Annotated in this window: 20 protein-coding genes; 9 read left to right on the top strand and 11 right to left on the bottom strand. The window is 72.7% G+C overall.

Annotated features, from left to right (window positions below; genetic code table 11):
- Nucleotides 1–54 precede the first annotated feature (54 nt).
- The gene (locus ACFYP3_RS08930) at nucleotides 55–984 is read right to left on the bottom strand and encodes a diiron oxygenase (RefSeq protein WP_362854632.1); all 930 of its coding nucleotides are present in this window, start codon (nucleotides 982–984) and stop codon (nucleotides 55–57) included.
- A gap of 168 nt (nucleotides 985–1,152) precedes the next feature.
- Between ACFYP3_RS08930 and ACFYP3_RS08925 the strand changes: the two genes are divergently transcribed.
- Nucleotides 1,153–2,256 carry a ferritin-like domain-containing protein gene (locus tag ACFYP3_RS08925; RefSeq protein ID WP_388828978.1) on the top strand — a complete coding sequence of 368 codons (1,104 nt, stop codon included), beginning with the start codon at nucleotides 1,153–1,155 and terminating at the stop codon, nucleotides 2,254–2,256.
- A gap of 549 nt (nucleotides 2,257–2,805) precedes the next feature.
- Here the strand turns inward: ACFYP3_RS08925 and ACFYP3_RS08920 are convergent.
- Both ACFYP3_RS08920 and ACFYP3_RS08915 read right to left on the bottom strand, forming a co-directional pair.
- Nucleotides 2,806–4,266, bottom strand: a complete 1,461-nt coding sequence (locus ACFYP3_RS08920; RefSeq protein ID WP_388828975.1) for a penicillin-binding transpeptidase domain-containing protein — start codon at nucleotides 4,264–4,266, stop codon at nucleotides 2,806–2,808.
- Nucleotides 4,263–5,630, bottom strand: a complete 1,368-nt coding sequence (locus tag ACFYP3_RS08915) for an FtsW/RodA/SpoVE family cell cycle protein (RefSeq protein WP_388828972.1) — start codon at nucleotides 5,628–5,630, stop codon at nucleotides 4,263–4,265. Before ACFYP3_RS08915 ends, ACFYP3_RS08920 begins: the two co-directional genes overlap by 4 nt.
- A 96-nt stretch (nucleotides 5,631–5,726) precedes the next feature.
- On the opposite strand from ACFYP3_RS08915, the gene ACFYP3_RS08910 reads away from it, so the two are divergent.
- Both ACFYP3_RS08910 and ACFYP3_RS08905 read left to right on the top strand, forming a co-directional pair.
- The gene (locus ACFYP3_RS08910; RefSeq protein ID WP_388828969.1) at nucleotides 5,727–6,134 is read left to right on the top strand and encodes a DUF6325 family protein; all 408 of its coding nucleotides are present in this window, start codon (nucleotides 5,727–5,729) and stop codon (nucleotides 6,132–6,134) included.
- Nucleotides 6,134–6,568 (top strand): SHOCT domain-containing protein, encoded by a 435-nt coding sequence (locus tag ACFYP3_RS08905; RefSeq protein ID WP_388828966.1) that lies wholly within the window; start codon nucleotides 6,134–6,136, stop codon nucleotides 6,566–6,568. The genes ACFYP3_RS08910 and ACFYP3_RS08905 overlap by 1 nt, the downstream gene beginning before the upstream one ends.
- 386 nt (nucleotides 6,569–6,954) lie before the next feature.
- Here the strand turns inward: ACFYP3_RS08905 and ACFYP3_RS08900 are convergent, their stop codons facing one another.
- Nucleotides 6,955–7,188 (bottom strand): hypothetical protein, encoded by a 234-nt coding sequence (locus ACFYP3_RS08900; protein WP_388828963.1) that lies wholly within the window; start codon nucleotides 7,186–7,188, stop codon nucleotides 6,955–6,957.
- Nucleotides 7,189–8,094: 906 nt separating this feature from the next.
- Between ACFYP3_RS08900 and ACFYP3_RS08895 the strand changes: the two genes are divergently transcribed.
- From ACFYP3_RS08895 to ACFYP3_RS08875, 5 genes are all read left to right on the top strand, one after another.
- The gene (locus ACFYP3_RS08895; protein ID WP_388828960.1) at nucleotides 8,095–8,733 is read left to right on the top strand and encodes a hypothetical protein; all 639 of its coding nucleotides are present in this window, start codon (nucleotides 8,095–8,097) and stop codon (nucleotides 8,731–8,733) included.
- A gap of 98 nt (nucleotides 8,734–8,831) precedes the next feature.
- On the top strand, nucleotides 8,832–10,463 hold the full coding sequence (locus ACFYP3_RS08890) for a peptidoglycan-binding protein (RefSeq protein ID WP_388829030.1): 1,632 nt from the start codon (nucleotides 8,832–8,834) through the stop codon (nucleotides 10,461–10,463).
- A gap of 83 nt (nucleotides 10,464–10,546) precedes the next feature.
- Nucleotides 10,547–11,221, top strand: coding sequence for an ABC transporter ATP-binding protein (locus tag ACFYP3_RS08885; RefSeq protein WP_388829027.1), 675 nt, complete (start codon nucleotides 10,547–10,549; stop codon nucleotides 11,219–11,221).
- Nucleotides 11,218–12,474 carry an ABC transporter permease gene (locus ACFYP3_RS08880; RefSeq protein ID WP_388828958.1) on the top strand — a complete coding sequence of 419 codons (1,257 nt, stop codon included), beginning with the start codon at nucleotides 11,218–11,220 and terminating at the stop codon, nucleotides 12,472–12,474. Before ACFYP3_RS08885 ends, ACFYP3_RS08880 begins: the two co-directional genes overlap by 4 nt.
- Before the next feature lie 215 nt (nucleotides 12,475–12,689).
- Nucleotides 12,690–13,889, top strand: a complete 1,200-nt coding sequence (locus tag ACFYP3_RS08875) for an NlpC/P60 family protein (protein ID WP_388828956.1) — start codon at nucleotides 12,690–12,692, stop codon at nucleotides 13,887–13,889.
- Here ACFYP3_RS08875 and ACFYP3_RS08870 read toward each other — a convergent pair.
- The 5 genes from ACFYP3_RS08870 to ACFYP3_RS08850 form a co-directional block, all read right to left on the bottom strand.
- Nucleotides 13,814–15,100, bottom strand: coding sequence for a styrene monooxygenase/indole monooxygenase family protein (locus tag ACFYP3_RS08870; protein ID WP_388828953.1), 1,287 nt, complete (start codon nucleotides 15,098–15,100; stop codon nucleotides 13,814–13,816). The genes ACFYP3_RS08875 and ACFYP3_RS08870 overlap by 76 nt on opposite strands.
- Nucleotides 15,101–15,202: 102 nt before the next feature.
- Nucleotides 15,203–15,832 (bottom strand): ATP/GTP-binding protein, encoded by a 630-nt coding sequence (locus ACFYP3_RS08865; protein ID WP_030709770.1) that lies wholly within the window; start codon nucleotides 15,830–15,832, stop codon nucleotides 15,203–15,205.
- Nucleotides 15,813–16,202: a DUF742 domain-containing protein gene (locus tag ACFYP3_RS08860; RefSeq protein ID WP_365475131.1), complete on the bottom strand. Its 390-nt coding sequence runs from the start codon at nucleotides 16,200–16,202 to the stop codon at nucleotides 15,813–15,815. Before ACFYP3_RS08860 ends, ACFYP3_RS08865 begins: the two co-directional genes overlap by 20 nt.
- Nucleotides 16,199–16,687, bottom strand: a complete 489-nt coding sequence (locus ACFYP3_RS08855; RefSeq protein ID WP_388828949.1) for a roadblock/LC7 domain-containing protein — start codon at nucleotides 16,685–16,687, stop codon at nucleotides 16,199–16,201. The genes ACFYP3_RS08860 and ACFYP3_RS08855 overlap by 4 nt, the downstream gene beginning before the upstream one ends.
- The gene (locus ACFYP3_RS08850) at nucleotides 16,684–19,605 is read right to left on the bottom strand and encodes a nitrate- and nitrite sensing domain-containing protein (RefSeq protein WP_388828946.1); all 2,922 of its coding nucleotides are present in this window, start codon (nucleotides 19,603–19,605) and stop codon (nucleotides 16,684–16,686) included. Before ACFYP3_RS08850 ends, ACFYP3_RS08855 begins: the two co-directional genes overlap by 4 nt.
- A 505-nt stretch (nucleotides 19,606–20,110) precedes the next feature.
- Between ACFYP3_RS08850 and ACFYP3_RS08845 the strand changes: the two genes are divergently transcribed.
- Complete coding sequence (locus ACFYP3_RS08845) at nucleotides 20,111–20,884, top strand: hypothetical protein (RefSeq protein WP_388828943.1); 774 nt, start codon at nucleotides 20,111–20,113, stop codon at nucleotides 20,882–20,884.
- A 44-nt stretch (nucleotides 20,885–20,928) separates the two neighbouring features.
- Here ACFYP3_RS08845 and ACFYP3_RS08840 read toward each other — a convergent pair whose 3' ends face one another.
- Both ACFYP3_RS08840 and lon read right to left on the bottom strand, forming a co-directional pair.
- On the bottom strand, nucleotides 20,929–21,369 hold the full coding sequence (locus tag ACFYP3_RS08840; protein ID WP_234323486.1) for a MarR family winged helix-turn-helix transcriptional regulator: 441 nt from the start codon (nucleotides 21,367–21,369) through the stop codon (nucleotides 20,929–20,931).
- A gap of 166 nt (nucleotides 21,370–21,535) precedes the next feature.
- Nucleotides 21,536–23,932: an endopeptidase La gene (lon, locus tag ACFYP3_RS08835; RefSeq protein ID WP_388828940.1), complete on the bottom strand. Its 2,397-nt coding sequence runs from the start codon at nucleotides 23,930–23,932 to the stop codon at nucleotides 21,536–21,538.
- Nucleotides 23,933–24,141: the final 209 nt, after the last annotated feature.

Here is a 24,141-nt window from a genome sequence, read left to right as displayed (position 1 = left end):
GGCGCCGACCCGACACCGCGCCCGTCACCGTGCGCGCCGGCCGCCCGGTACGGCCTACGCCAGCAGCCCCGAGCTCTTCCACAGCCTCCGGCCGACCCCGCGCAGCACGCCGATGTCGTCGAGGAAGTCGGTGAGCCGCTTCGCGCCGGTCTGCATGACCTCGCGGCGGTGGCCGCTGGCCCTGACCTGGGCGACGGCCTCGCGGCGGTCCAGGCCGACGTTGTCGTAGACGGCCGGGTTCACGAAGGCCAGCGAGAAGACGCGGGCGGCCTCGCCGCAGCTGATCCGGGTGAGTTCCTGCTCCCAGCGCGGGGCCGTGAGCATCTGGCGGCGCAGTTCCTCGCGGGCGTACCGGACGTGCCGGGCCTCCTCGATGACGTGGATCCGGGTGACGCCGCGGACCAGCGGCTGGACGCGCTCGTCCGGGAAGGTCAGGCGCTGCATCCAGTCGAGTATCTCCTCGCCGAGGAGGGTGCAGGCGAAGGAGCCGGGGGTGGTGGAGACCGTCTTCAGGATCCGCGCGAGGTTGTGGTTGACGCGGGAGACCGGGTACTCGGGGCTGCCGCTCTGCTTGATCATGCGGGCGAACATCATCGAGTGGCGGCACTCGTCGGCGATCTCGGTGAGGGCGTAGCGCACGTGGTTGCTGGTCAGCGACTTGTCGTAGATGTGCCGGACCATCAGCTGCATCAGGATGATCTCGAACCAGATGCCAAGGGAGCCGAGCGCCGCGGCTTCGTGGCGGGAGAGGTCGATGCGCTGCTCCTCCCCCATCTTCTTCCAGAGCGGCGTGTCGTAGAGGGAGAGCAGTTCGGGCGGCCAGTAGTACTTGCCCTCGACGGTGGGTGCGTCCCAGTCGAGTTCCTTGTCGGGGTCGAAGGAGTGCTTGGCCGAGGATTCGAGCAGTCGCTCGGCGATCTGCTCCCGGTCCTTCAGCAGGCCGAGGGCGTCCCTGAGCGCGGCTCGTTCGGTCACGGTCGTCATGGTTTCGGACACCTCGTGGTCGAGTTACCGGCGGTCAATGCTTATGAGACTGCCTGTCAGCAAGGTCGTCAATCCCCCGCGCACGACTTGTTGACCCCGTGTCTACCAACGTGTGACCCTGCCAACTGTCCGGTCCCGCACGGCAGTACGTGAGACGAGGGGGCGTCAGTGTCGACGCACGAGCTCTACACCGAGGACCCGGGCGAGGCCGTCTGGCAGGTCCCCGCCTCCGGCTCCGCCCGCTTCAGCTGGGAGTACGAGGACGGCCGCGAGCGGCTCCTCGCGCTCTACCAGAAGGGCAAGGACAAGCAGTGGGACGGCGCCAAGCGCATCGACTGGGGCATCGAGGTGGACCCGTACGATCCGCTCGGCACCCCCGACGAGGCCCTGCCGCTGTACGGGACGCGGCACTGGGCCAAGCTCACCGCGAAGGACAAGGGCGAGCTGCGCCGACACTTCACCGCCTGGAACTTCAGCCAGTTCCTGCACGGCGAGCAGGGCGCGATGGTGTGCGCGGCGCGGATCGTGGAGTCGGTGCCGGACCTGGACGCGAAGTTCTACTCCGCCACGCAGACCATGGACGAGGCCCGGCACGCGGAGATCTTCGGGCGCTTCCTCCACGAGAAGGTCGGGATGCTGTACCCGATCAACGACAGCCTCCAGGGACTGCTGGGCGACACCCTGCGCGACTCCCGCTGGGACATGCCGTACCTGGGCATGCAGGTGCTCATCGAGGGGCTGGCCCTGGCCGCCTTCGGCATGATCCGCGACACGACGGCGAAGCCGCTGCCCAAGCAGCTCCTGGCGTACGTGATGCAGGACGAGGCCCGGCACGTGGCCTTCGGGCGGATGGCCCTGCGGGACTACTACCGGCAGCTCACGGACGCCGAGCTGCGCGAGCGCGAGGAGTTCGTGATCGAGGGCTGCCACCTGATGCGGGACCGGCTGCTCGGCGTGGAGGTACTGGAGAACTTCGGCATCCCGGCGCAGGAGGCGGAGCAGCTCAGCGAGCAGTCGGAGTTCGTGCACCTGTTCCGCCGGCTGCTGTTCAGCCGGATCGTGCCGTGCGTGAAGGACATCGGGCTGTGGGGGGAACGGCTCCAGCGGGCCTACGTGGACATGGGCGTCTTCGAGATGGGCGACTCCAACCTGGACCTGCTGATGAGTCAGGACGAGGAGATCGCCGAGGTCCTGGACCGGGAGCGGTTCGCGGCCGAGGAGGCGCTGCGGGTGGCGGAGGTCGAGGCGGCGGTACGGGACGCCTCTGGCTAGGTCGCGGCATGCGGTGCCGCGGCTGGGCGGGAGGGGGCGGCTCCGGGGCGGGGGCCAGGCCGGGCCGGAGTCGGGCCTGAGTCGGGGCTCGGGTCGAAGCGGGGGCCAGGGCGGGAGCTGGGCGGGGTCGGCGGGGTGGGGGTCGGTTGGGGTGGGGGCGGGCGCCCTTTGGCTGCGCCGCGTGGGCCGGTTGTGGTGGGGGCGGGCGCCCGTTGGCTGCGCCGCTCGGGCGGGGTCGGGGTGGGGGTCGGTTGGGGTGGGGGCGGGCGCGCGCCGGGGCGTCTCCTCGGGCGCCGAACGTGACGACAGGTCGGACACCTCGGCGGCAGTGCGTTCGGCACCCTGCGGGGATCACCCCGACACACACCCACCCCCACCCCACCCGACCCGCCTGCTGCCTCTGGGCCGCACAAATCCAGCCTCGCCGGCGTTTGAGGCGCGGGGTCCGGGGCGGAGCCCCGATCTGTAAGCCGCACCCTCCAGCTGCGCCGCGCAAACACGGTCTCGCCGGCGATTGAGGCGCGGGGTGCGGGGCGGAGCCCGGCGGGGTCAGGGGTGGGGTAGTGCGGCCTCCATGACCGCCCGGGCGATCGGCGCGGCCGCGCTGTTGCCGCTGATGTCCCCCCGGTCCGCCGCCGCGTCCTCGACCACCACCGCCACCGCCACCGCCGGCAGCGGCGAGCCTTCCGCCCTGGCCCAGGAGATGAACCACGCGTACGGGGTCCCCGCGTTGCCGACGCCGTGCTGTGCGGTGCCGGTCTTGCCGCCGACGACCGCGCCCGGGATCGCCGCGTTGCGGCCCGTCCCGTTCTCCACCACCTTCACCATCAGGTCCTGCATCCGCAGCGCCGTGGCCGGGTTCATCGCCCGGCCCAGACTGCGCTGCTCCCCGCGCCGGACCGGGGAGCCGTCGTCCTGGGTGGTGCGTTCCACCAGGTAGGGCGACTTGAGCTCGCCGCCGTTGGCGACCGCCGCCGCGACCATCGCCATCTGCAGCGGCGTGGCCCTGGTGTTGAACTGCCCGATGGCGGAGAGGGCCAGCTGGTCCTGGCTCATGTCGGTGTCGAAGTTCGAGCGGGACACCCAGGAGGGCACCCGCGGGCCGTCCGTGTTGAAACCGAAGCGGCCGGCCGCCTCGACCATCGCGCGCAGCCCGACCTGGACGCCGATCTTCGCCATCACCGTGTTGCAGGACCACTGCACCGCGTCCGCCATCGAGGCGTCCTCGCAGCCCGTGGCCGCGTTCGGCAGCAGGGTGCTGGTCCCGGGCAGCGGGTAGGGATCGGGCGTCCGGGTCGGCGCGTCCACGTCGGTGACCACGCCCGCGTCGAGGGCGGCCGCCGCGGTCACGATCTTGAAGGTGGAGCCGGGCGGGTACGTCTCGCGCAGTGCCCGGTTGAGCATCGGCTTGGCCGGGTCCGCGTTCAGGCGGGCCCAGGCCGCCTTCACCCGCGCGCCCGTCCCGGACAGCTCCGCCGGATCGTACGAGGGGCTGCTGACCAGCGCGAGGATCCTCCCGGTGGCCGGTTCGACGGCGGCGACCGCCCCGCGCTTGCCCGCGAGTCCGGCGTACGCGGCCCGTTGCATGCCGGAGCGGATGGTGGTGGCGGCGTTCCCGCCGGCCGGGCGGCCGCGGGCCAGGTCGTACCAGAGCGGGAAGGCCGAGAGGCCGGGGTCCGTGCCGGACAGGACCGCGTCCTCGGCGCGCTCCACGAAGCTGGTCCCGTACGTCTGGGAGGAGAAGCCGGTGACGGGGGCGTAGAGCGGGCCGTTGGTGTAGGTCCGTTCGTAGCGCAGCAGCTGGCCGCTGTCGCGGGAGCCGGTGACGGGGCGCCCGTCGACGAGGATGTCCCCGCGCGGCTTCGCGTAGCGCTCGATGGCGGGGCGTTTGTTGGCCGGGTTCGCGCCGTAGGCGGCGGACTCCCAGACCTGCACGCGGGCGATGTTGACCAGCAGGGCGACGAGGAGCAGCGCGCAGAAGTACGCGCACCAGCGGATGTAGCGGATCACGGGGCCGGCTCCTCGGTGGGGCGCGGTCTGCGGGCGCTGTCGCTCAGCCGGACCAGCAGGGCGACGATGATCCAGTTGGTGACGACGGAGGAGCCGCCCTGGGCGAGGAAGGGCATGGCCATGCCGGTGAGGGGGATCAGTCCGGTGACTCCGCCCGCGATCACGAACACCTGGAGGGCGACGATGGAGGCGAGCCCGGTGGCGAGCAGTCGGCCGAAGGGGTCGCGCAGGGCGAGCCCGGCGCGGAAGCCGCGGGCCACGAGGAGTCCGTAGAGGAGCAGGAGGGCGGTGAGGCCGACGAGGCCGAGCTCCTCGCCGGCGGTGGCGAGGATGAAGTCCGATTTGGCGGCGAAGCCGATGAGGAAGGAGTGGCCGTGGCCGAGCCCGGCTCCGAGCAGGCCGCCGGCGCCGAAGGCGAAGAGGGACTGGGCGAGCTGGCCGGGGCCTTCGCCGCGCTCGATGGAGGCGAAAGGATTCAGCCAGTCGTTCACGCGGCCGTGCACGTGCGGTTCGAAGGTCCCGACGGCGTACGCGCCGAGGGCGGCGAGCAGCAGCCCGATCGCGATCCAGCCGATCCGTCCGGTGGCGGTGAACAGCATGATCACGAACAGTCCGAAGAACAGCAGCGAGGTCCCCAGGTCGCGCTCCAGGACGAGCAGGCCGACGCTGAGCAGCCAGATCGCGAGGATCGGGCCGAGGACGCGGCCGGGGAGCAGGCGCAGCTTCCAGAAGAGCCGGCGGCCGGTGAGGGCGAGGGCGGTGCGGTTCGCGGCGAGGTAGGAGGCGAAGAACACGGCGAGCAGGATCTTGGCGAACTCCCCGGGCTGGAAGGAGAGTCCGGCGAACCGGATCCAGATGTGCGCGCCGTTGACCGCCGGGAAGAAGACAGGGATCAGCATCAGGACGAGGGCGGCGGCCACCGACAGGTACGCGTAGCGCTGGAGCACGCGGTGGTCGCGCAGCAGGACGACGACGAGGACGAACAGTGCGAGACCGAGGGCGGACCAGCGGAGCTGGTCGCCGGCGGTGAGGTGGCCTGGGGTGGTCGCGTCGAGGCGCTGGATGAGGACGAGCCCGAGGCCGTTGAGCAGGACGGCGATCGGCAGGACGAGCGGATCGGCGTACGGGGCCCTGATGCGGACGGCGAGGTGGGCGAGGAGCGCGGCGGCGGCGAGCCCGCCGGCGTACCGGGCGGCGAGGCGGGGGGTGTGGCCGGTGGTGGCGAGGCCGACGTAGAGGTGGCCGAGGACGCAGACCAGGACGGCGCCGGCGAGGAGCGTCAGCTCGACGCCGCGGCGCTTGGGGGCGCGGGCGTCGGGGGGCGGGGGCGCGGGCTCCGTCACCTTCGCCGTCAGAGCGGTCATACGCGAAACGTAGCAAGCAGACGGATGGTATGTCCGCTTATGTCATAGTGTGCCGAAGAGTCGTCAAAAACGGTCACGCGTGAGGAGCCGAGGCGTATGGGACCCGTGGAATTCATCGTCCTCGCCTTCCCGGAGGAGCAGCTGCGGGTCCCGGCGATCGAGGCCGTGATGGGGCTGCGCAAGACCGGGGTGGTCCGGCTGATCGACGGTCTCGTGGCGACGAGGACCGCCTCGGGCGAGGTGCTCGCGGCGGAGTTCGACGAGTTCGTGGAACTGCACGGACTGCTGACGGGGCGGGACGTGGCACGCCTGATCGGACCGGAGGACGTGGAGGAGGCGGCGGGTCTGCTGGAGCGCGGGAGCTGCGCGCTGCTGCTGCTCGTCGAGCACGTCTGGGCCGAGGACGCGGCGCTCGCCGTACGGGCGGCGGGCGGGCGGATCGTCGGCTCGGTCCGCATCCCGCCGGACCGGGTCCCGGCGGACCACCGGGCGGGGGTGGCCTGATGTTCATCCGGCCGATGGGACTGACGGTCCGGCCGGCGCAGCGGCCGGCGGGGCACCCGCTCCTACGGGGCCTGCTGGCCCGGGCGGCGGGGGCGGCGGCTGACACGACGGGCGCGGTCGGCCCGGGCGGCGGGGCGGCGCGCGGGGACCTGCCGGCTCGGGCGGTCCGGGCCGCGGAGGCCCCGGGCGGACCGCAGGCGGAACCGGAGGAGGAGCCGGAGCCGGTGGACGCCGCGCAGGGTGCGGAGCAGGGCGCGGCGGGAGAAGAGGAAGGCATCCGGGCGGGCTTGCCGACGAGCCCGCCACCGAGCCCGGCGCCGACCGCGTCGACTCCGCTGGTGGCGGAGTTGCGGCAACTGGCCGACCTGGCCCGCGAGGGCCTGCTGACCCCGGAGGAGTTCGGGAAGGCCAAGGCCCGCCTCCTGCGCGGCTGACGCCGCGCGGGGCCAGACCGCGCAGACGGCGGCGGCGAGTGCGAGGCCCGCCACGGCCGGGTGGACGCACCCGGGGACGGACGGACTCGGCGGCGCAACTCCCGCCGTCTCGCAGACGAATCGCAGCGCCAGGTGGTCCAGCCGGCACGGGGGCCGCGCAGGTCACGCCGGGGCCGAACTTGTCGGCCCTGTTGCGCCCTGGGGCGGGGCACGCCTCCGCGAGGACGGCCTCCCGTCGGCGGAAATGGCCGCGGCGCCGCCGGAACGGCCGCCCCACTCGGCCCGTCCTTGGATCCGGACGGTGCGGTGAGGGCGACCGCCACGGCGGCTGTGGAGACCACGGCGCTACGGCTCGTGGCACCGGGGGCACCACGAGCCGGAGTGAACTACTTCCAGTGCTGGTAGTTGCCGCCGTTGCAGCCGAGGGCGTAGACATCGCCCCCGCTGTTGCTGTCGAGGCAGCGACCGGTCGCCTTGTTCTGGAGGTACCAGCCCTTGGAGTCCTTGAGCTCGTACCAGCGCTGCCAGTTGTTGTAGTTGGGCGCCAGCTCGTACACGTCGCCACTCGCATCACTGTCGAGGTTCTTGCCCTGGGTGGCGTTCGTTTCATTCCAGGTCACGCCGTCATCGGTGCGCGTGTCAACCCACAGGTTATTGCTCCAGCACTGCCCCGTGTAAGGGTTGCTGCCATTGTGCAGGAGACACTTTCCCGTGGCCACGTTCTCCCATGAAACCTGCCCGGCCTCGACAGCCGTAGCGGAGCTTGCCACTCCGATTATGAGCGTCGACGCGGCCGCCATTGTGCCGACAGCCGACAGAACTCGCTTCGCAACCATCCGAAATACCCCCGCTTGTTGTGGATCGATTGGGACCTCGCAAGAAAGGCCCCTGGAACGCTTCGGGAATTTAGCACGACCATCCCACGCCAGCAAGATCGTTTTAACCAGGGGGAACGCGCCGCGGACGCTATGAATCCGTTTTTCCGTCCTCGCAAATAAGGATGGTTTGTCCGCTATGGGCCGCATCATCCCATCAGGCATATTTTCCGGCGATCTGGCGTACCAGTGGCACCGTATGCTCACGCAACTGCCCCTTCGAACTGGGGAGTCGACACGGCCACCACGGCGTAAACCTCCGCGACGCACAAGATCACGAGTGCTATCCTCTGGACTCCGGATGGAAATGGACACAATTCACGAATGAACTCCCACGAAAGGCGCTCGACAATGAGGGCGAAGTCCCGTCATTACGCAATTCCCCTTCTTGTCGCCTCGATCGCAATCGCCGGATGCGGCGGGACCGGGAAGACGAAGAAGGACGAGATCGAGGAGCCCTCCATCCCGTCGGGCGTTGTCGGAGCACCGGGAGATCCCTCCAAGCCGATCAGCTTCGATATCGGAGGAGCCGCCCTTCGTCCCGGCGGAACCCTGTCCATGCCCTTGGATGCGTACATTCCCCAGGCCGACCGAGTGCAGCTGTTCCGTGCCCTCGATATTCTGGATCGGGAATGCATGAAGGAGCAGGGCGTGGATTGGCCCGGCCAGCCGCGGGAGCAGGGCGTCAATCTTCCGACCGAGGCCGAGTACGGCGTGATCGACCTCGAGTGGGCCAAGCTCCACGGATACGAGGTGCCCCCGTCTGCGGAGGCCGCCGGTCAGGCGAACACGCCCCCTCCGGCCGAGCTGTCCAGCGCTGCCGTGGCCGCGTACTTCGGCAACCCGCAGAAGAAGGAACTCGGTTGCGAGGGCAAGAGCCGGCAGCGGCTTTCCACGTCGAAGTCCGAGGCGGCCTACCAGTACGTTCGCGGGCTCCAGGACAAGGCCCACGCCAGGTCGATGAACGACAGCCGCGTACGAGCGGTGAACGCCGAGTGGAGCAAGTGCATGAAGGACGCCGGCTTCACCTACCCCGACCCCATGGCGGCGGCCACCGACAAGGTCCTGCTGGGCAAGGGCGGCGTGCCCTCCTCGACCCAGGAGAAGACCGCGGCGGCAGCGGATGCCACCTGTAAGCGCGTGACGCAGTACGTCCAGATCAGGGCGGTCGTGACGGCCGCCTACCAGAAGGGCCTCATCGAGAGCGACGCGGAGAAGCTCCGCGAAGGCCAGGGCGAGTGGACCCAGGTGCTCGAAAGGGCGAACGAGGTCCTGCGGGGCAAGCAGTAGGGATCCGGCGAGCCGGACCGTACGACGCGGGCTCCGTCTCCATTGCGGGCGACCAGTCGCCCGACGCGAAGTGAACACTGGTCAGGGAGGGGATCTTGATGGAGCCTGACGCCAATGACGTGACGCGGCACCCGGTGGACGGGCAGCCGGAGCTGATGGCGATGCCGGCGGCCGAAGGCAACGATCCACCGGCGTCGTCGGGTATAAACCGGCGCCGCAAGGTGCTCGGGGCCGTGGTGGTGGCCGCCGCCCTGTTCTCCGCGGCCGGGGTCGGCGTGGGTTCGTTCATCAAGTCCCCGGCACAGGCCGCCGCGGACAAGTCGGCGCCCGCTCCTTCGGTGCTCTCGGCTGCGCTGGAGAAGCGGGTGCTGAAGGACACGGTGACGATCAGGGGGACGGTCACCGCGGACCAGTCGGTGCAGGTGACCGGGGCGGCAGCGGGCGCGGCCGGTGGCGGCGCCAAGCCCGTGGTGACCAAGGTGAACGTGAAGGCCGGGGAGACCGTCGCCCCGGGCAAGGTCCTCGTGGAGACCTCCGGGCGTCCCGTGTTCGCCCTCCAGGGCACCCTGCCGGTGTACCGGGACCTGAAGCCGGGAGCGACCGGGCAGGACGTGGCGCAGTTGCAGCAGGCGCTGGCCGCGCTCGGACACAAGACGGGCTCGGACGCCAAGGGGACGTTCGGTCCCGGTACGAAGGCGGCGGTGCAGGCCTTCTACGCCGCGATCGGCTACGACGTCGTTCCCGCCGGCCCCCAGGACAAGGAGCAGGTGGAGGGCGCGCAGACCGCCGTCACGCAGGCGGACCGGGCGTTCACCGCGGCCAAGGAATCATGGGAACGGGCGAAGAGCGGGGCGGCCGGGCAGGCCACCCCCGCGCCGGGCGCCACGGAGGGCTCCGCCGCCGGGCCCGCGGCCGGCAGGTCCCCCGACCCGAAGACCGGTGCGGCCACGGGCGGTACCGCCTCCGGCGGTGGCGGTGGCGCGGATCCGGTGAAGGAGGCCCGGCGGACGATGGACTACGCGGCGCAGGACCTGACGAAGGCCAGGACCAAGCTGAGCGAAGTACAGGCGGCGGCCGGGCCGATGGTTCCCGCAGGCGAGGTGGTCTTCCTCAAGGGCTTCCCGGCGAGGGTGGACGCCGTGACCGCGGCCGTGGGGGCCACGGTGGGGGAAAAGCTGCTCACCGTTTCCGCCGGGGACCTGGTGGTACGCGGCATGCTGGCCCAGCACGAGAAGGGCATGGTCCGGCCGGGCCAGAAGGTGCAGGTCCTGTCCGAGCTGAGCGGTGTGACGGCGAGCGGCACGGTGTTGTCGGTGGCGGATGCCCCGGCCCCGCCGCCGGCTCCGGGCGGCGGGCAGGACGGCGCGCAGGGCGGCGGGGCCGCCGGCTCCGCCCAGGGCTACCTGATGATCGTCAAGCCCGACGGCGCGCTGGACGTCGCACTGGCGGGCCAGGACGTGCGCGTGACGGTGGAGGCGGCGGCCTCCTCGGGGCCGGTCCTCGCGGCGCCGGTCTCGGCGATCTCCGCGGGAGCCGACGGCCGCACGTCGGTGACCGTGGTGGCCGGCGACGGCACGCGACGCCGGGTGGAGGTGACCCCGGGGATGTCGGCCGACGGGTTCGTCGAGGTCTCGGCGGCCGCGGGCGGGCAGTTGGCCGAGGGCGAGAAGGTCCTCGTGGGCGAGAAGTCCGGCGCCGGCGCGGGTGCGGGTGCGAGGTCGAGCCGGTGAGCTTCCTCTCCAAGACCGGCACGGAGCCTTACGCGGATTCCGGTACGGGTCCCGGTACGGATTCCGGTACGGCCCCACCCGTCATCCGTCTGGAGCACGTGGGGCTGACGTACCCGGGGCCGCCCCCGGTCGCCGCGCTCAAGGACTGCGAACTGACCCTCGCCAGGGGCGAGTACGCCACCATCGTGGGCCCCTCCGGTTCCGGGAAGTCGACCTTCCTGAACGTGGTGGGGATGATCGACGCACCCACCTCGGGCCGCTACCTCCTCGACGGCATCGACACCGGGACCCTGCGGGACGCGGACCGCACCGCGCTGCGCGGGCAGCGGATCGGGTTCGTGTTCCAGGCGTTCCACCTGCTGCCGCACCGCTCGGCACTGGAGAACGTGATGCTGGCGATGGTCTACAACGGCACCCCGCGCAAGGAGCGCGGCAGTCGAGCCCGCGCGGCCCTGGTCCGCGTGGGCCTGGGGCACCGCATCGACGCCCTGCCCACGCGGCTGTCCGGGGGCGAGAGGCAACGCGTCGCGATCGCCCGCGCGCTGGTGGCCGAGCCCTCGCTGCTGCTGTGCGACGAGCCGACGGGAAACCTGGACACCGTCACCGCGGGCTCGATCCTGGAACTCCTGGACGAGTTGCACGCGGACGGGATGACGGTCCTCGTCATCACCCATGACCTTCAGGTGGCGCGGCGGGGGCAGCGGACCGTCTCCATCCGCGACGGCGTACTGAGCGAGACGGTGCGGGTGGGCACATGAGAGCGATCACCCGCCGCCGCACCCGGGGGATTCCCCCGTCCCGTTTCTCCGCGGCCGACCTGCTCTCCGAGTCCCTCGCCGGGGTGTTGCAGCGCCCGGCCCGCTCGGCGCTGACCGCTCTGGGCACGATCCTCGGTGTGGGCACCTTCGTGGCCATCCTCGGTCTGACCGCGACCACGTCCTCGCAGATCGACGCCCGGTTCAACGAGCTGACGGCCACCGAGGTCAACGTCGAGGACACTGCGGGAGAGGGCGACGCCACCAGGGGTGTCATCACCCCGAACGCCTTCCCGCCCGATGCCGACCTCCGCGTAGGGGCCCTCAACGGGGTCAAGGCGGCCGGCGTGTACTGGACCGTATCCCTGCGTGGGGCCTCGGTCCGCTCCGCGCCCCCGGGTGTCGACGCGCCCGCCCAGCAGATGCAGGTGGTGGCCGCCTCCCCCGGCGTCCTGGCGGCGGCGGGGACCCGGCTGAAGACCGGCCGCACCTTCGACCGCTTCGCCGGTGACCGCGGTGAACAGGTCGCCGTCATCGGCTCCGGCATGGCCTCCCGTCTCGGGATCACCACCCTGGAGACCGGCCCCGCCGTCTTCATCGAGGGGCAGCCCTTCACCGTCATCGGCATCGTCGACGACGTGGACCGCAAGGCCGACCTCCTGCTCTCCGTGGTCATCCCCTCCAGCGCGGCGGAGAAGATCTGGGGAGGGCCCGGCGCCGGCAACCGCGCCAAGATGCTCGTCTCCACCGAGCTGGGCGCGGCCACCCAGGTCGCCGGAGAAGCGGCCCTCGCCCTGCGCCCCGACCACCCCGAATACCTCAAAGTGATCCCGCCGCCGGACCCCAAGACGCTGCGCGGCAGCGTCACCTCCGACCTCAATCAGCTGTTCCTGTTGCTGGCCACCATCTGTCTGGTGATCGGGGCGGTCGGCATCGCCAACACCACGCTGGTCGCCGTCCTGGAGCGCACGGGCGAGATCGGTCTGCGCCGTGCGCTCGGCGCGCGGGGGCGGCACGTCACCTTCCAGTTCCTCGCCGAGTCCGGCGCCCTGGGCACCCTCGGCGGCCTGGTCGGCACCTCCCTGGGAACCATGACCGTCGTGGGTGTCGCCGTCGCCCGCGACTGGACGCCGGTCATCCACCTGGGCACGGTCGCCGCGGCGCCGGCGATCGGCCTGGTCACGGGCCTCCTCGCCGGGCTCTACCCGGCGTGGCGCGCCGCGAGCATCCAGCCGGCCGAGGCGCTCCGCCGCTGACCCCCGGGCTCCGCCGCTGACCCCCGGGCTCCGCCGCTGGCCCCGGGCCGAGGCGCTCCGGCGCTGACCGCGGGTGGGTGGTTCTGCGGCGGGGGGCTCGGCAGGCGTGCTGGTGGACGGCTCCCCCAACCGGGTGGCCGGTCCGCGACCGGCCGCTCCGTTGGGTGATTTGTCATACCGGGCGTGGCAGCATCGGCCGCCTCGGAGGTGATCCCATGTCACATCGGCCGCTTCGCGCCGCCTGCATCGCCGCAGTGCTCCTCGTCGCCGGTCCGGTCCCGCGGGCCGGCGCCGAGCCCGCCCGACCCGAGGCGGAGTCCGTCGGGGTCCTGCTCACCCGTCTCCAGGGGCTGTACCAGAAGGCGGAGGAGGCCACCGAGGCGTACAACGCCACGGAGGTCGCCCTCAAGGCCGGCCAGGAGGAGGAGCGGCAGCGCGCCGCCGACCTCGGCCGGGCCCGTACCGCCCTCGACGCCGAGCGGGCCCTGGTCGGAAAGCTGGCCCGGGAGCAGTACCAGGGCACCCGGGGCCTCTCCCCGTACGCCCGGATGCTGCTCGCCGGCACCCCCCAGGCCGCCTTGGACCAGCGTCTGCTCACCGCCCGCGAGGGCGCGCGGCGGGCCGGCGTACTGGGCCGGCTCGCGCGGGGCGAGAAGAAGGCCGACGAACTCGCCGTACGGGCCCGCAAGGCGCTGGACGCGCGGCAGACGCTGGCGGCGCGGCAGAAGCTCCACAAGGACGAGGTCGCGGCGCAGCTCAAGGAAGTCGAGCGGGTGCTCGCCTCGTTGACCCCCGAGCAGCTGACCCGGCTCGGGGAGCAGGAGGACAAGAACACCGCGACCGCGCAGCGCGCTCTGCTGGATTCGGGCCGGCTGCCCGCGCGTACGGGCACCCCCACGGCCGCCGGGGGGGCCGCCCTCACCTACGCGGCGGCCCAGATCGGCAAACCGTACGTCTGGGGCGCCGAGGGCCCGGGGTCCTTCGACTGTTCCGGGCTCACCTCGCAGGCCTGGGCGCACGCCGGGCGCACCATCCCGCGGACCAGCCAGGAGCAGTGGGCGCAGCTGCCGAAGGTGCCGCTGGACCAGCTCCGCCCGGGCGACCTGGTGGTCTACTTCCCGAAGGCCACGCACGTGGCCCTGTACGTGGGCGAGGGCAAGGTGATCCAGGCGCCGCGGCCGGGGGCGAAGGTGAAGGTGTCTCCCCTCGCCGCGAATCCGCTGCTCGGCGCCGTACGCCCGGACCCCGGCGGCACCCCGCTCGCGGAGTTCGCTCCCCCGCCGCTGCCCGGGGCGGACGCGACGGGCACGGCGGGCACGGCGGGGGACGGCGACAGCGGCTACTCGTCGGAGGAGGCCCCCGCGGCCGGGGCCGCCGAGGAGGCGGCCACCGACGAGGCGACCTCCGCCACGTAGTCCGCCGCGTCCTCGGGGTCGTAGAAGTACGCGTCGAAGTCGGCCGGGTTGTCGAAGCCGTTGGCGAATCGATCCGCCACCGCCTGCAGCTGCCCGGCCGCGCCGATCAGGTTGAGCACGTGCTCCGGCGGGACGCCCAGCATGGCGTTGGTCCACTGGGTCACCGGCTTGCCCGTGGTGAACCAGAACTTGTCGAAGGTCGCCTTCATCCACGCCTCGTCGAACGGGTTCTCCTCGTGCATGAGGATCGAGGAGAGGTACGAGGCCGCGCACTTGGCCGCGGAGTTCGATCCCTGGCCGGTGATCGGGTCGTTGGCGACGACCACGTCGGCGACGCCCAGCACCAGTCCGCCGCCGGGCAGCCGCCCGATCGGGTTGCGGACCACCGGCGCGTAACGTCCCGCCAGCGTCCCGCCCGCGTCCGTCAGCTCCACCTTCGTCGCCCGCGCGTACTCCCACGGCGTGAACTTCTCCATCAGCTCCAGCGTGAGCGCCAGGTGCTCCGCCGGGTCCTTGATCCCGTTGAACGCGTCCACCGGACCGCCCGGGAGGCCCTCCCAGAACAGGATGTCCGCCCGGCCCGAGGTCGTCAGGGTCGGCATCACGAACAGCTCGCCCACGCCCGGGACGAGGTTGCAGCGCACGGCCTCCGTCTCCGGGTGCTCGGCGCGCGGCCCGAGCCCGTGCACGTACGAGACGGCCAGCGCGCGCTGCGGCGCGTCGTACGGGGAGCGCGCGGCGTCCCGCCCGAACATCGACACCAGCTCGCCCTTGCCGGCGGCGACCAGCACCAGGTCGTACGTACGGGAGAAGTAGTCGAGGTCGGCGACGGACGCGCCGTGGATGACCAGCTGCCCGCCGCGCTGCGCGAAGGTGTCCAGCCAGCCGGCCATCTTCACGCGCTGGTCGACGGACTGCGCGTACCCCTTGAGGCGGCCCAGCCAGTCGACGGCTCGGCCGGCGTCGGGGCCGGCGACGGAGACGCCGAGGCCCTCGATCTTCGGGGCGTGCTGCTCCCAGAAGTTGATCCGGAGGTCGCGCTCGTGCTGGAGCGCCGTGTCGAACATGCACTGCGTCGACATCACCCGGCCGGTGCGGATCTCGTCCGCCGTCCGGTTGGACATGAGGGTGACCTCGTACCCCTTCGACTGGAGGCCGAGGGCGAGCTGGAGACCGGACTGACCGGCTCCGACGACGAGTATCTTGCGCATCTCACGTTCTCGATTCGGGGGGAGTACGGGGCTACGGGCTTACGGGACACGGGGATACGGGCGCGCGGGCCTGCGGGCCCGCGGGTCACGGGGCCCGCGGGCCTATTCGGGAGTCGTGTCGAGGGCGTGGCCCACCAGGGCCAGCAGGGACTCGACCACGGTGTGCCGACGCCGCGCGTCCATGATCACGACAGGTACGTGGGGCGGGACGCTGAGCGCCTCGCGCACGTCCTCGGGCTCGTACGACTGCGAGCCCTCGAAGTGGTTGACGGCGACGGCGTACGGAAGCCCGCAGCTCTCGAAGTAGTCGAGGGCCGGGAAGCAGTCGCGCAGCCGGCGGGTGTCGGCCAGCACGAGCCCGCCGATGGCCCCGCGCACCAGGTCGTCCCACATGAACCAGAACCGCTCCTGGCCCGGGGTCCCGTAGACGTAGAGGACGAGGTCGTCGTCGAGGGTGACGCGGCCGAAGTCCATCGCGACGGTGGTGGTGTTCTTGTCCGGGGTGCCGGACAGGTCGTCGGTGGGGACGCTGGCCTGGGTCATCACCGCCTCGGTGCGCAGCGGGGTGATCTCGGAGACGGAGGAGACGAAGGTGGTCTTGCCGACGCCGAAGCCGCCGGCGACCAGCACCTTGACGGCGACGGGGGCACGGGAACGGTCGTACTGCCAGGGCTGGACGGGCTCGTCGTCCACGGCCGGCGGTACCGGCTGATCAGAGACGGCGGAGACCACTGAGCACCCTTTCGAGCAGCGCGCGTTCGGGACGGCCCGTGCCGTGGCCGGTGCCGTAGACCCGCAGCCGGCCCTGGTCCGCGAGGTCGCTGACGAGCACGCGGACCACGCCGAGCGGCAGTTTCAGCAGCGCGGCTATCTCGGCGATCGTGCGCATGCGGCGGCAGACCTCGACGATGGCGGGCATCTCGGGCATGCGGTCGGGCTTCTGCGGCTCCGAGGCCTTCGTCTCCAGCGCGGCGACGAAGGTCTCGACGTTCAGGACCTGCGTGAAGCGGGTGCGGCCGCCCGTGAGCGAGTACGGGCGGACGCGGGCGGGGCGGCGGTCGGCGCCGCGTATCGGCAGCCGGTCGGAGGCCGTACTCCTCACGAGGTGTTCTCCATCGACTGGCGCAGCTCACTGCGGACTTCGGGGGTCAGGACGTGGCCGGCGCGTCCGACGAACAGGGCCATGTGGTAGGCGACGACGCTCATGTCGCAGTCGGGGGTGGCGTGCACGCCCAGCAGTGATCCGTCGCTGATGGCCATGACGAAGACGGAACCGTGCTCCATCGCCACCATGGTCTGCTTGACGGAGCCGCTCTCCATGAGGGCCGCGGCGCCGGTGGTGAGGCTGCCGAGACCCGACACGATGGTGGCGAGGTCGGCGGACGCGCCGCGCGGGCCCTTCGGCCTGGCTTCGGCCGGCGGATCGCCCGCGCCGACCGTCGCGGGGTCGGAGGACAGGAGCAGCAGCCCGTCCGAGGAGACGACGGCGACGGAGTTGACGCCGGGTACCTCCTCGACCAGGTCGGTCAGCAGCCACTGCAGGTTGCGGGCCTGGGTGCTCAGTCCGTACGTACTGGGCGCGGTCATGTGCGTGCCTCCTGTGCGGTGTCCCCCTGGTCGGTCTTGCTGTGCCCCTGCCCGTGCCCCTGCTCCTGCGCCTGCGCCTGGTCCTGGGCGAGCTCGGCGGCGACGACGCGTCGCCCGTCCTGGGCTCCCTGGTAGAAACCGCCGAGCCGGCGCCGGAGTTCGTCGGCGTCGATCCGGCGCGGTGGCTCGGGCGGCCGTACGTCGTCCGCGCGCCCGGCGGTGACGGTGCGCGGGGTCCGCTTCGGCAGACCCTTGTCGGTGACGGCGTCGGCGGGGTCTGCGGGGTGACTGCCCTGACGGGGCAGCCAGTTGCCTTCGGCGGGGGTGTGGGAGTGGGGCTCGGGGACCGGCTCCCCCGCGGTGTCCCCTGCGGGGGGCTCGGCGGTGAGGTCCGGCCCTGCGGGCGTGTCCGCCGCCGGGGGCTCGGCCGTGCGGTCCGGCTCTGCGCAGGCGTCCTCCGCGGTGGCCTCCGCGGCGCGGTCGCCCCCTGCCGGGGCGTCCTCCGAAGGCGGCGCGGCCGTGAAGATCTGCTCGGCCGGGGGCAGTGCCGTCCCGGCGGGGGCCTCCGCGTCGGCCGGCAGGGCGGGGCCCGCGAGGGCCTCGGCCAGGGTCACCGGGGCCACCGTGCCGGCGGGCACGGGGAAGGCCGTCTCCGGCTCCGTGTCGGGAGAGGTGACGGCGGTGTCGGAAGCCTCGGCGGCGGGCTCTTCGGCAGCCGGGGAAGCGGGGACGGCAGGCTCCGCGGCGGCGACGTCGGCGGCGGGCGCAGCCGGATCGGCAGGCTCCGCCACCGCGACCGCCACCGCGACCGCGTCGGCGGCAGCGGCGTCGGGCGTGGCCTCGGCGGTGGGGTCCGGGGCGGCGTGGGTGCCTCGGCGGCGCGGCTGGAGGGTGTTCTCGTTGGCTTCCGCGATCACGCCCGGGAGGTGCAACGCGGGTGCGCCCGGCGTGGCCAGGGTGTGGACCGGGGAGACCGGCGGGGTGGCGGGCAGCAGCGCGGCCGGGACGACCACGAGGGCCTCGGTGCCGCCGTGCCGGCCGGCGCGCAGCTCCGCGGTGACCCCGTGCCGGGCCGCGAGGCGTCCGGCCACGTACAGGCCGAGGCCCAGGCCGTGGTCGGCCTCGGGCTCCTCGTCGTACGCCTCGGGCGTGGACAGCCGGGAGTTCAGCGATTCCAGCCGGTCCCCGGTGACCCCGATGCCCTCGTCCACGACGGACAGCACCACGTCGCCGGAGTCCAGCGTCCAGCCGGACACCTTCACCTTGACGTCCGGCGGCGAGAACGTCGTCGCGTTCTCCAGCAGTTCGGCGAGCACGTGCGAGAGGTCGTCGGCCGCGTGCCCCGCGACCTGGGTGTACGAGGGCAGCGCCGCGAGGTCGACGCGCTCGTAGCGCTCGATCTCGCTGACGGCGGCCCGCATCACGTCGACCAGCGGTACCGGCAGCACCTGGCCGTGGCCGTGTTCCTGCCCGGCCAGGACCAGCAGGTTCTCGTTGTGGCGGCGCATCACGGTCGCCAGGTGGTCGAGCTTGAAGAGGGTCGCGAGCCGGTCCGGGTCCTGTTCCTTGGACTCCAGCTCCTCGATGACGGCGAGCTGGCGCTCGACCAGGCCCAGGGTCCGCAGCGACAGCGAGACGGAGGTCGTCGACATGACGCGGCGGTGTTCCTCCAGTCCCGCCCGCAGCTTGTTCAGCTCCTCCTCCAGCACGTCCCGGCCGGCGGTCAGCGCCTCGTTGCGGCCGATGATCCGGCGGCGGTCGGCGTCGAGTCCGGCGATCCGGGTGTGCAGGGAGACCGTCTGGTCGCGGACCGCGTTCAGGTGCCGCACGACCTCGGCGAACTCGTCGTTGCGGCCGGTGAACCGCACCGGTTCCACCGAGCCCTCCGGCGTCGCCAGCCGGGCCGCGCCGCGCCGCAGTACCGACAGCGGCCGGGTCAGCGAGCGCGCGACGGCGGTCGTGACGCCGACGGCGACCAGGAAGAGCAGGCCCAGGAGGGCGACGAGGGTTTCGAGCCGGGTCACGTCGTCGTCGCGCAGGGAGGCCAGGGCGGAGGCCCGCTGGCCCGCGAGGGTGGCTTCGACGGTCCGCATCCGGTCGATGCGGGCGGTGAGCGCGCTGCCGACGGCGGCGCCGTCGGTCTTGCGGTCGGCCGGCGTCAGGGTGGGCCGGTCGGTGAGCCGCTTGAGGAAGTCGTCGGCCGTCTTGACCTCGGGGCCGGTGACGGTGGCGGTGAGGGTCTGGCGCACGTCGGGCCGCGCGGCCCGCGCGAAGTCGTCGAGTGCGGCCATTTCCCGTACGCGCGAACGCTGCGCGGCGGTGGTGAGTTCGTCGACCGCGGCCGAGCCCGGGGGCTGGTCGCCGCGGGGGACGGCCAGCGCGGCGAGCAGCAGTCCGCGGGTGGCCGAGGCCTGCTCCACGGCCTGGCCCAGCGGGGCGAGCGGGCGGGTGGTGGTGAGGGCGGCCTCGGCGCGCGGCGGCGTCTGCTCGGCGAGCCGGCCCCCGGGGGCGAGGAGTTCGGTGAGGACGCCGCTGTAGGCCTGGTGGGCGGCGAGGGCGGTGCCCTTGCCGTCGACGGCCTCGGTGCGGACGGCCGCGACGCGGGCGAGGGCCGTGCCGAGGGGTTCGTCGACCTCGGTCGCGGCCTCGGCGATCTGCCTGTCGGTGCGCAGGATGCGTTCCTGGAGGGCGCCCTTGGCGGCGCCGCCGGGGCGGCCCTTGGCGGCGTACTCGACCACGGCGTCGCGCTCGTCGGCGAGGACGTGCGCGACGGTGAGGATCTGGCCGGTCTGCTCGGCGAGGGTGACCAGCCGCTGGGAGTCGTTCAGCTCCCTCGCGGCGGTGACGACGGCGGGTGTGCCTGCCGCGAGGACGGTGAGGCCGGCGACAGCGACGCCGACGACCAGCCGGCGGCGCACGCGGACGCGGCGTCCTGCGGGGGCCGGGCCGTCGGCGGCGGTGCCTCCCCCGGCTACCGCCGGGAGGTGCCCCCATTTCCGAGACCGCTTCTTCTGCACCGGTGCTCGCAATCCTGTACGTGTGCTTGTGCTCGTCTACTCGTGTGGCCGAGGTAACGGCCGGTCAACAAGTAAACGCCCCCTGCCCCCTCGTACCGCCTCAGACCTTTGCAGCGTGTTGGGGAGAGAGCCGCACATCGCCCACCCGGCCACTCGAACGAGTGAACATCACGGATGAGTTGGCGACCAACTCGGGCACCCTGCCCCAGAGCGCCTCCGTGGACAGGTGGTTGAAAGATCGATGCGGGCTTTGGCAGGATGCCCGCCCACATGTCCGCCCGCGTGCCGGCGCCCGTTCCGGACGCGTGCGGGCCGCCCCGGAGCTGCCCTTACGGGCCGGGCCGCGCCCTTCCGTTTTGGTACGGACCTGGGCGTGCGGGCGGCCGCCGCCCCGCAGAATGGTGGCATGCGCATCGACCTCGCCTCGGCCGCCGGCAGCGAAGAACGCCCCAATGAGGACTGGGTGTCGGCCGCGATCCCCGCCTCGGGCGGCGGCGTCCTGGTCGCGCTGGACGGGGTCACCCCGCCGGGCGGAGAGGACGGTTGCGTGCACGGGGTTCCGTGGTTCGCGGCCCGGCTCGGCGGCCGATTGACCGAACTGTCCGGATCGCGGCGGGACATGCCGCTGGACGGGATTCTGGCCGAGTCCGTCCGCGCCACGGCCGACGCCCACCGGGACACGTGTGACCTTTCTCACGTGCGCACGCCGCAGGCGACGGTCGTCGTGGTCCGGTGGGACGAGGCCTACGTGGAACACCTCGTGCTCTCGGACTCCGTCCTGCTCCTCCAGGCGCCCGGGGGCGAGGTGATGGCGGTGCTCGACGACCGGCTGGATCGGGTGCCCGGGGAGGTGCGGCGCTCGGTGGCGGCCACGGACGCGCTGCGCAACGCGGAGGGCGGCTTCTTCACGGCCGCCGCGGACCCGGCGGTGGCGGCCCGGGCGGTGACCGGGCGCACCCCGCGCGGGCAGGTGCGGGCGGTGGCTGCGCTCACGGACGGGGCGAGCCGGTGGACGGACACGTTCGGGGTGGGCGACTGGGCCGAGTGCCTGGCGGTGCTGCGCAAGGAGGGCGCGCAGGGCCTGATCGGCCGGGTCCGCGCCATCGAGTCCGACCCGTCGTGGCCGCCGGCCCGGTACAAGCGGCACGACGACGCCTCGGCGGTCTACGCGGAGCTGTAGCGCGGCGGAGCTCCAGGGCGCGGCGGCGGCCCGAGCGGGTGCCCCTACTCGGCGCCCGCGTTCAACTGGTTGAGCAGCCGGGCCAGTTCCGCCACCTCGCCGCGGTCCCAGTCGGCGAGCTTGCGCATGTACTGCTCGCGCCGTGCGCCCCGTACCCGCAGGAACCGCTCACGGCCCTCCTCGGTGAGCCCGACCAGGAAGGCCCGGCCGTCGGCGGGGTCCGGCTCGCGGGCCACCAGGCCGAGGACCTCCAGGGCCCGCAGCTGCCGGCTCATGGTGGCCTTGCCGACCCCGAAGTAGGCGGCGAGCTCGGTGGCCCGCTGCCGGCCGGCCGCCTCCAGGCGTACGAGGAGTCCGTACGCGGCGGGCTCCAGCTCGGGGTGGAGCTCGCGGGCCATCTCGCCGGAGGAGGCGCGGGCGCGCCGGAGGAAGACGGACAGCTCCCGCTCCAGGGCAAGGAACTCCTGGTCTTCGCTCCCGTGCACGTCCCGCTCCTTCGATGGTGTGTGGCACCCCGGTGGGTGAGGGGCCAGTATTTCGCAGCGGGTGTGCCGACGGCCCGGGACCCCGCCGGAGCGGGGAGCCGGGCCGTGGGGCAGGCCTGCGGTGGGGCGTGGAGCGGGGCATCCGGTGGGCCGTGCGGCCCTTCGGTCACGCCGCGGCGGTGACCTCCACCTCCGCCTGGGCCAGGGCGAGCTCCAGCACCTGGCGCACGTCCGTCACCGGGTGCACCTCCAGCCCCTCCAGCACCTCCGCCGGGACGTCGTCCAGGTCGGCCTCGTTCCGCTTCGGGATGATCACGGTGGTCAGCCCGGCCCGGTGCGCGGCGAGCAGCTTCTGCTTGACCCCGCCGATCGGCAGGACCCGCCCGGTCAGCGAGACCTCGCCGGTCATGGCCACGTCGGTGCGCACCTGCCGTCCGGAGAGCAGCGAGGCGAGCGCGGTCGTCATCGTGATGCCGGCGCTCGGGCCGTCCTTGGGCACGGCGCCCGCCGGGAAGTGGATGTGCACGCCCCGGTCCTTCAGGTCGGCGACGGGGAGCTCCAGTTCCGCGCCGTGCGAGCGCAGGAAGCTCAGCGCGATCTGCGCCGACTCCTTCATGACGTCGCCGAGCTGGCCGGTGAGGGTCAGGCCGGCCGCGCCCGTCTCCGGGTCGGCCAGCGAGGCCTCGACGAACAGCACGTCGCCGCCCGCGCCGGTCACCGCGAGGCCGGTGGCCACGCCGGGGACCGCGGTGCGCCGCTCCGCCGGGTCCTGCGCGGACTCCGGTACGTGGTGCGGGCGTCCGATCAGGGCGCGCAGGTCGTCCGCCCCGACGCGCAGCGGCAGCTCCCGCTCCCCCAGTTCGTGCTGGGAGGCCACCTTGCGCAGCAGGCGGGCGAGGGAGCGCTCCAGGGTGCGGACGCCCGCCTCGCGGGTGTACTCCCCGGCGAGCTTGCGCAGGGCGTCCTCCTCCAGGACCACCTCGTCGGCGCCGAGGCCGGCGCGTTCCAGCTGGCGCGGCAGCAGGTGGTCGCGGGCGATGACGACCTTCTCGTCCTCGGTGTAGCCGTCGAGGCGGACGAGCTCCATCCGGTCGGCCAGCGCTTCCGGGATGGATTCCAGGACATTGGCGGTGGCCAGGAAGACGACGTCGCTCAGGTCGAGCTCGACCTCCAGGTAGTGGTCCCGGAAGGTGTGGTTCTGCGCCGGGTCCAGGACCTCCAGGAGGGCGGCCGCCGGGTCGCCCCGGAAGTCGGAGCCCACCTTGTCGATCTCGTCGAGGAGGACCACCGGGTTCATCGAACCGGCCTCCTTGATGGCCCGGACGATGCGGCCCGGCAGGGCGCCGACGTAGGTCCGGCGGTGGCCGCGGACCTCGGCCTCGTCCCGTACGCCGCCGAGGGCGACGCGCACGAACTTGCGGCCCATGGCGTGGGCCACGGACTCCCCCAGGGAGGTCTTGCCGACGCCGGGCGGGCCGACGAGCGCGAGCACGGCCCCGCCGCGGCGGCCTCCGATGACGCCCATGCCGCGCTCGGAACGCCGCTTGCGCACGGCGAGGTACTCGGTGATGCGGTCCTTCACGTCGCTCAGGCCGGCGTGTTCGGCGTCCAGCACCGCCCGGGCTCCCCGGATGTCGTACCGGTCCTCGGTGCGCTCGTTCCAGGGCAGTTCCAGCACGGTGTCCAGCCAGGTGCGGATCCAGGAGCCCTCGGGGCTCTGGTCGCTGGCCCGCTCCAGCTTCTCGACCTCCTTGAGGGCGGCCTCCCGTACCTTCTCGGGCAGGTCGGCGGCCTCGACGCGGGCCCGGTAGTCGTCGGACTCCTCGCCTTCCTTCTCGCCGTTCAGTTCGCGCAGCTCCTTGCGCACGGCCTCCAGCTGCCGCCGGAGCAGGAACTCCCGCTGCTGCTTGTCGACGCCGTCCTGGACGTCCTTGGCGATGGACTCGGCCACGTCCTGCTCGGCGAGGTGGTCGCGGAGCGCCTTGATCGCGAGCTTGAGGCGGGCGACGGGGTCGGCCGTCTCCAGCAGTTCGACCTTCTGCTCGACCGTCAGGAACGGCGAGTACCCGGAATTGTCCGCGAGCGCGGACACGCCCTCGATCTGCTGGACGCGGTCCACGACCTGCCAGGCGCCGCGCTTCTTGAGCCAGCTGGTGGCGAGCGCCTTGTACTCCTTGACGAGCTCGGCGACGGATCCCGGCAGCGGGTCCGGCACGTGCTCGTCGACGGTCTCGCCCTCGACCCAGAGCGCGGCCCCGGGCCCGGTGGTCCCGGCGCCGATACGGACCCGCCCGCGGCCGCGGATGAGCGCGCCGGGGTCTCCGTCGGACAGCCGTCCCACCTGCTCGACGGTCCCGAGCACACCGGTGGCCGCGTACTTCCCGTCGATCCTCGGTACGAGCAGCACCCGCGGCTTCCCGCTGCCCGCCGCGGCCTGGGCGGCCTCCACGGCACCGCGCACCTCGGCGTCGGACAGGTCCAGCGGCACGACCATTCCGGGCAGCACGACCTCGTCGTCGAGCGGCAGCACGGGCAGAGTGAGTGTGACGGACGTCGAAGCCATGATCTTCCTTCCGGCAGTGAAGTTGAGCTATGCCGACTCAATGCATGTGCGCCCCCCGTTGTTCCCCCACCTGCGTTCGCCGGGGGCGAACAGGGAGGGGTCGCCGGTGCCCGGCGGTAGGACAGGGCCTTCGAGGGCGGGGCGGACGGTCGGCGTGGCGGCGGAGGGTCCGGCCGAAACACGATCCTCCGTTTGGAGGTTTTTGTCCG

The sequence above is a fragment of the Streptomyces sp. NPDC005533 genome, assembly GCF_042871845.1.
GTDB lineage: Bacteria > Actinomycetota > Actinomycetes > Streptomycetales > Streptomycetaceae > Streptomyces.
Note: the sequence above shows the minus strand (reverse complement) of the source record. Positions and strands in the feature narration are given on the sequence as shown.

Bases quoted from the DNA above. Each gene is read 5' to 3' on its own strand.
- ACFYP3_RS08930 (WP_362854632.1), bottom strand. From the start codon at position 984: ATGACGACCGTGACCGAACGAGCCGCGCTCAGGGACGCCCTCGGCCTG.
- ACFYP3_RS08915 (WP_388828972.1), bottom strand. From the start codon at position 5,630: ATGACCGCTCTGACGGCGAAGGTGACGGAGCCCGCGCCCCCGCCCCCC.
- ACFYP3_RS08910 (WP_388828969.1), top strand. From the start codon at position 5,727: ATGGGACCCGTGGAATTCATCGTCCTCGCCTTCCCGGAGGAGCAGCTG.
- ACFYP3_RS08905 (WP_388828966.1), top strand. From the start codon at position 6,134: ATGTTCATCCGGCCGATGGGACTGACGGTCCGGCCGGCGCAGCGGCCG.
- ACFYP3_RS08890 (WP_388829030.1), top strand. From the start codon at position 8,832: ATGGAGCCTGACGCCAATGACGTGACGCGGCACCCGGTGGACGGGCAG.
- ACFYP3_RS08880 (WP_388828958.1), top strand. From the start codon at position 11,218: ATGAGAGCGATCACCCGCCGCCGCACCCGGGGGATTCCCCCGTCCCGT.
- ACFYP3_RS08875 (WP_388828956.1), top strand. From the start codon at position 12,690: ATGTCACATCGGCCGCTTCGCGCCGCCTGCATCGCCGCAGTGCTCCTC.
- ACFYP3_RS08870 (WP_388828953.1), bottom strand. From the start codon at position 15,100: ATGCGCAAGATACTCGTCGTCGGAGCCGGTCAGTCCGGTCTCCAGCTC.
- ACFYP3_RS08855 (WP_388828949.1), bottom strand. From the start codon at position 16,687: ATGACCGCGCCCAGTACGTACGGACTGAGCACCCAGGCCCGCAACCTG.
- ACFYP3_RS08845 (WP_388828943.1), top strand. From the start codon at position 20,111: ATGCGCATCGACCTCGCCTCGGCCGCCGGCAGCGAAGAACGCCCCAAT.
- lon (WP_388828940.1), bottom strand. From the start codon at position 23,932: ATGGCTTCGACGTCCGTCACACTCACTCTGCCCGTGCTGCCGCTCGAC.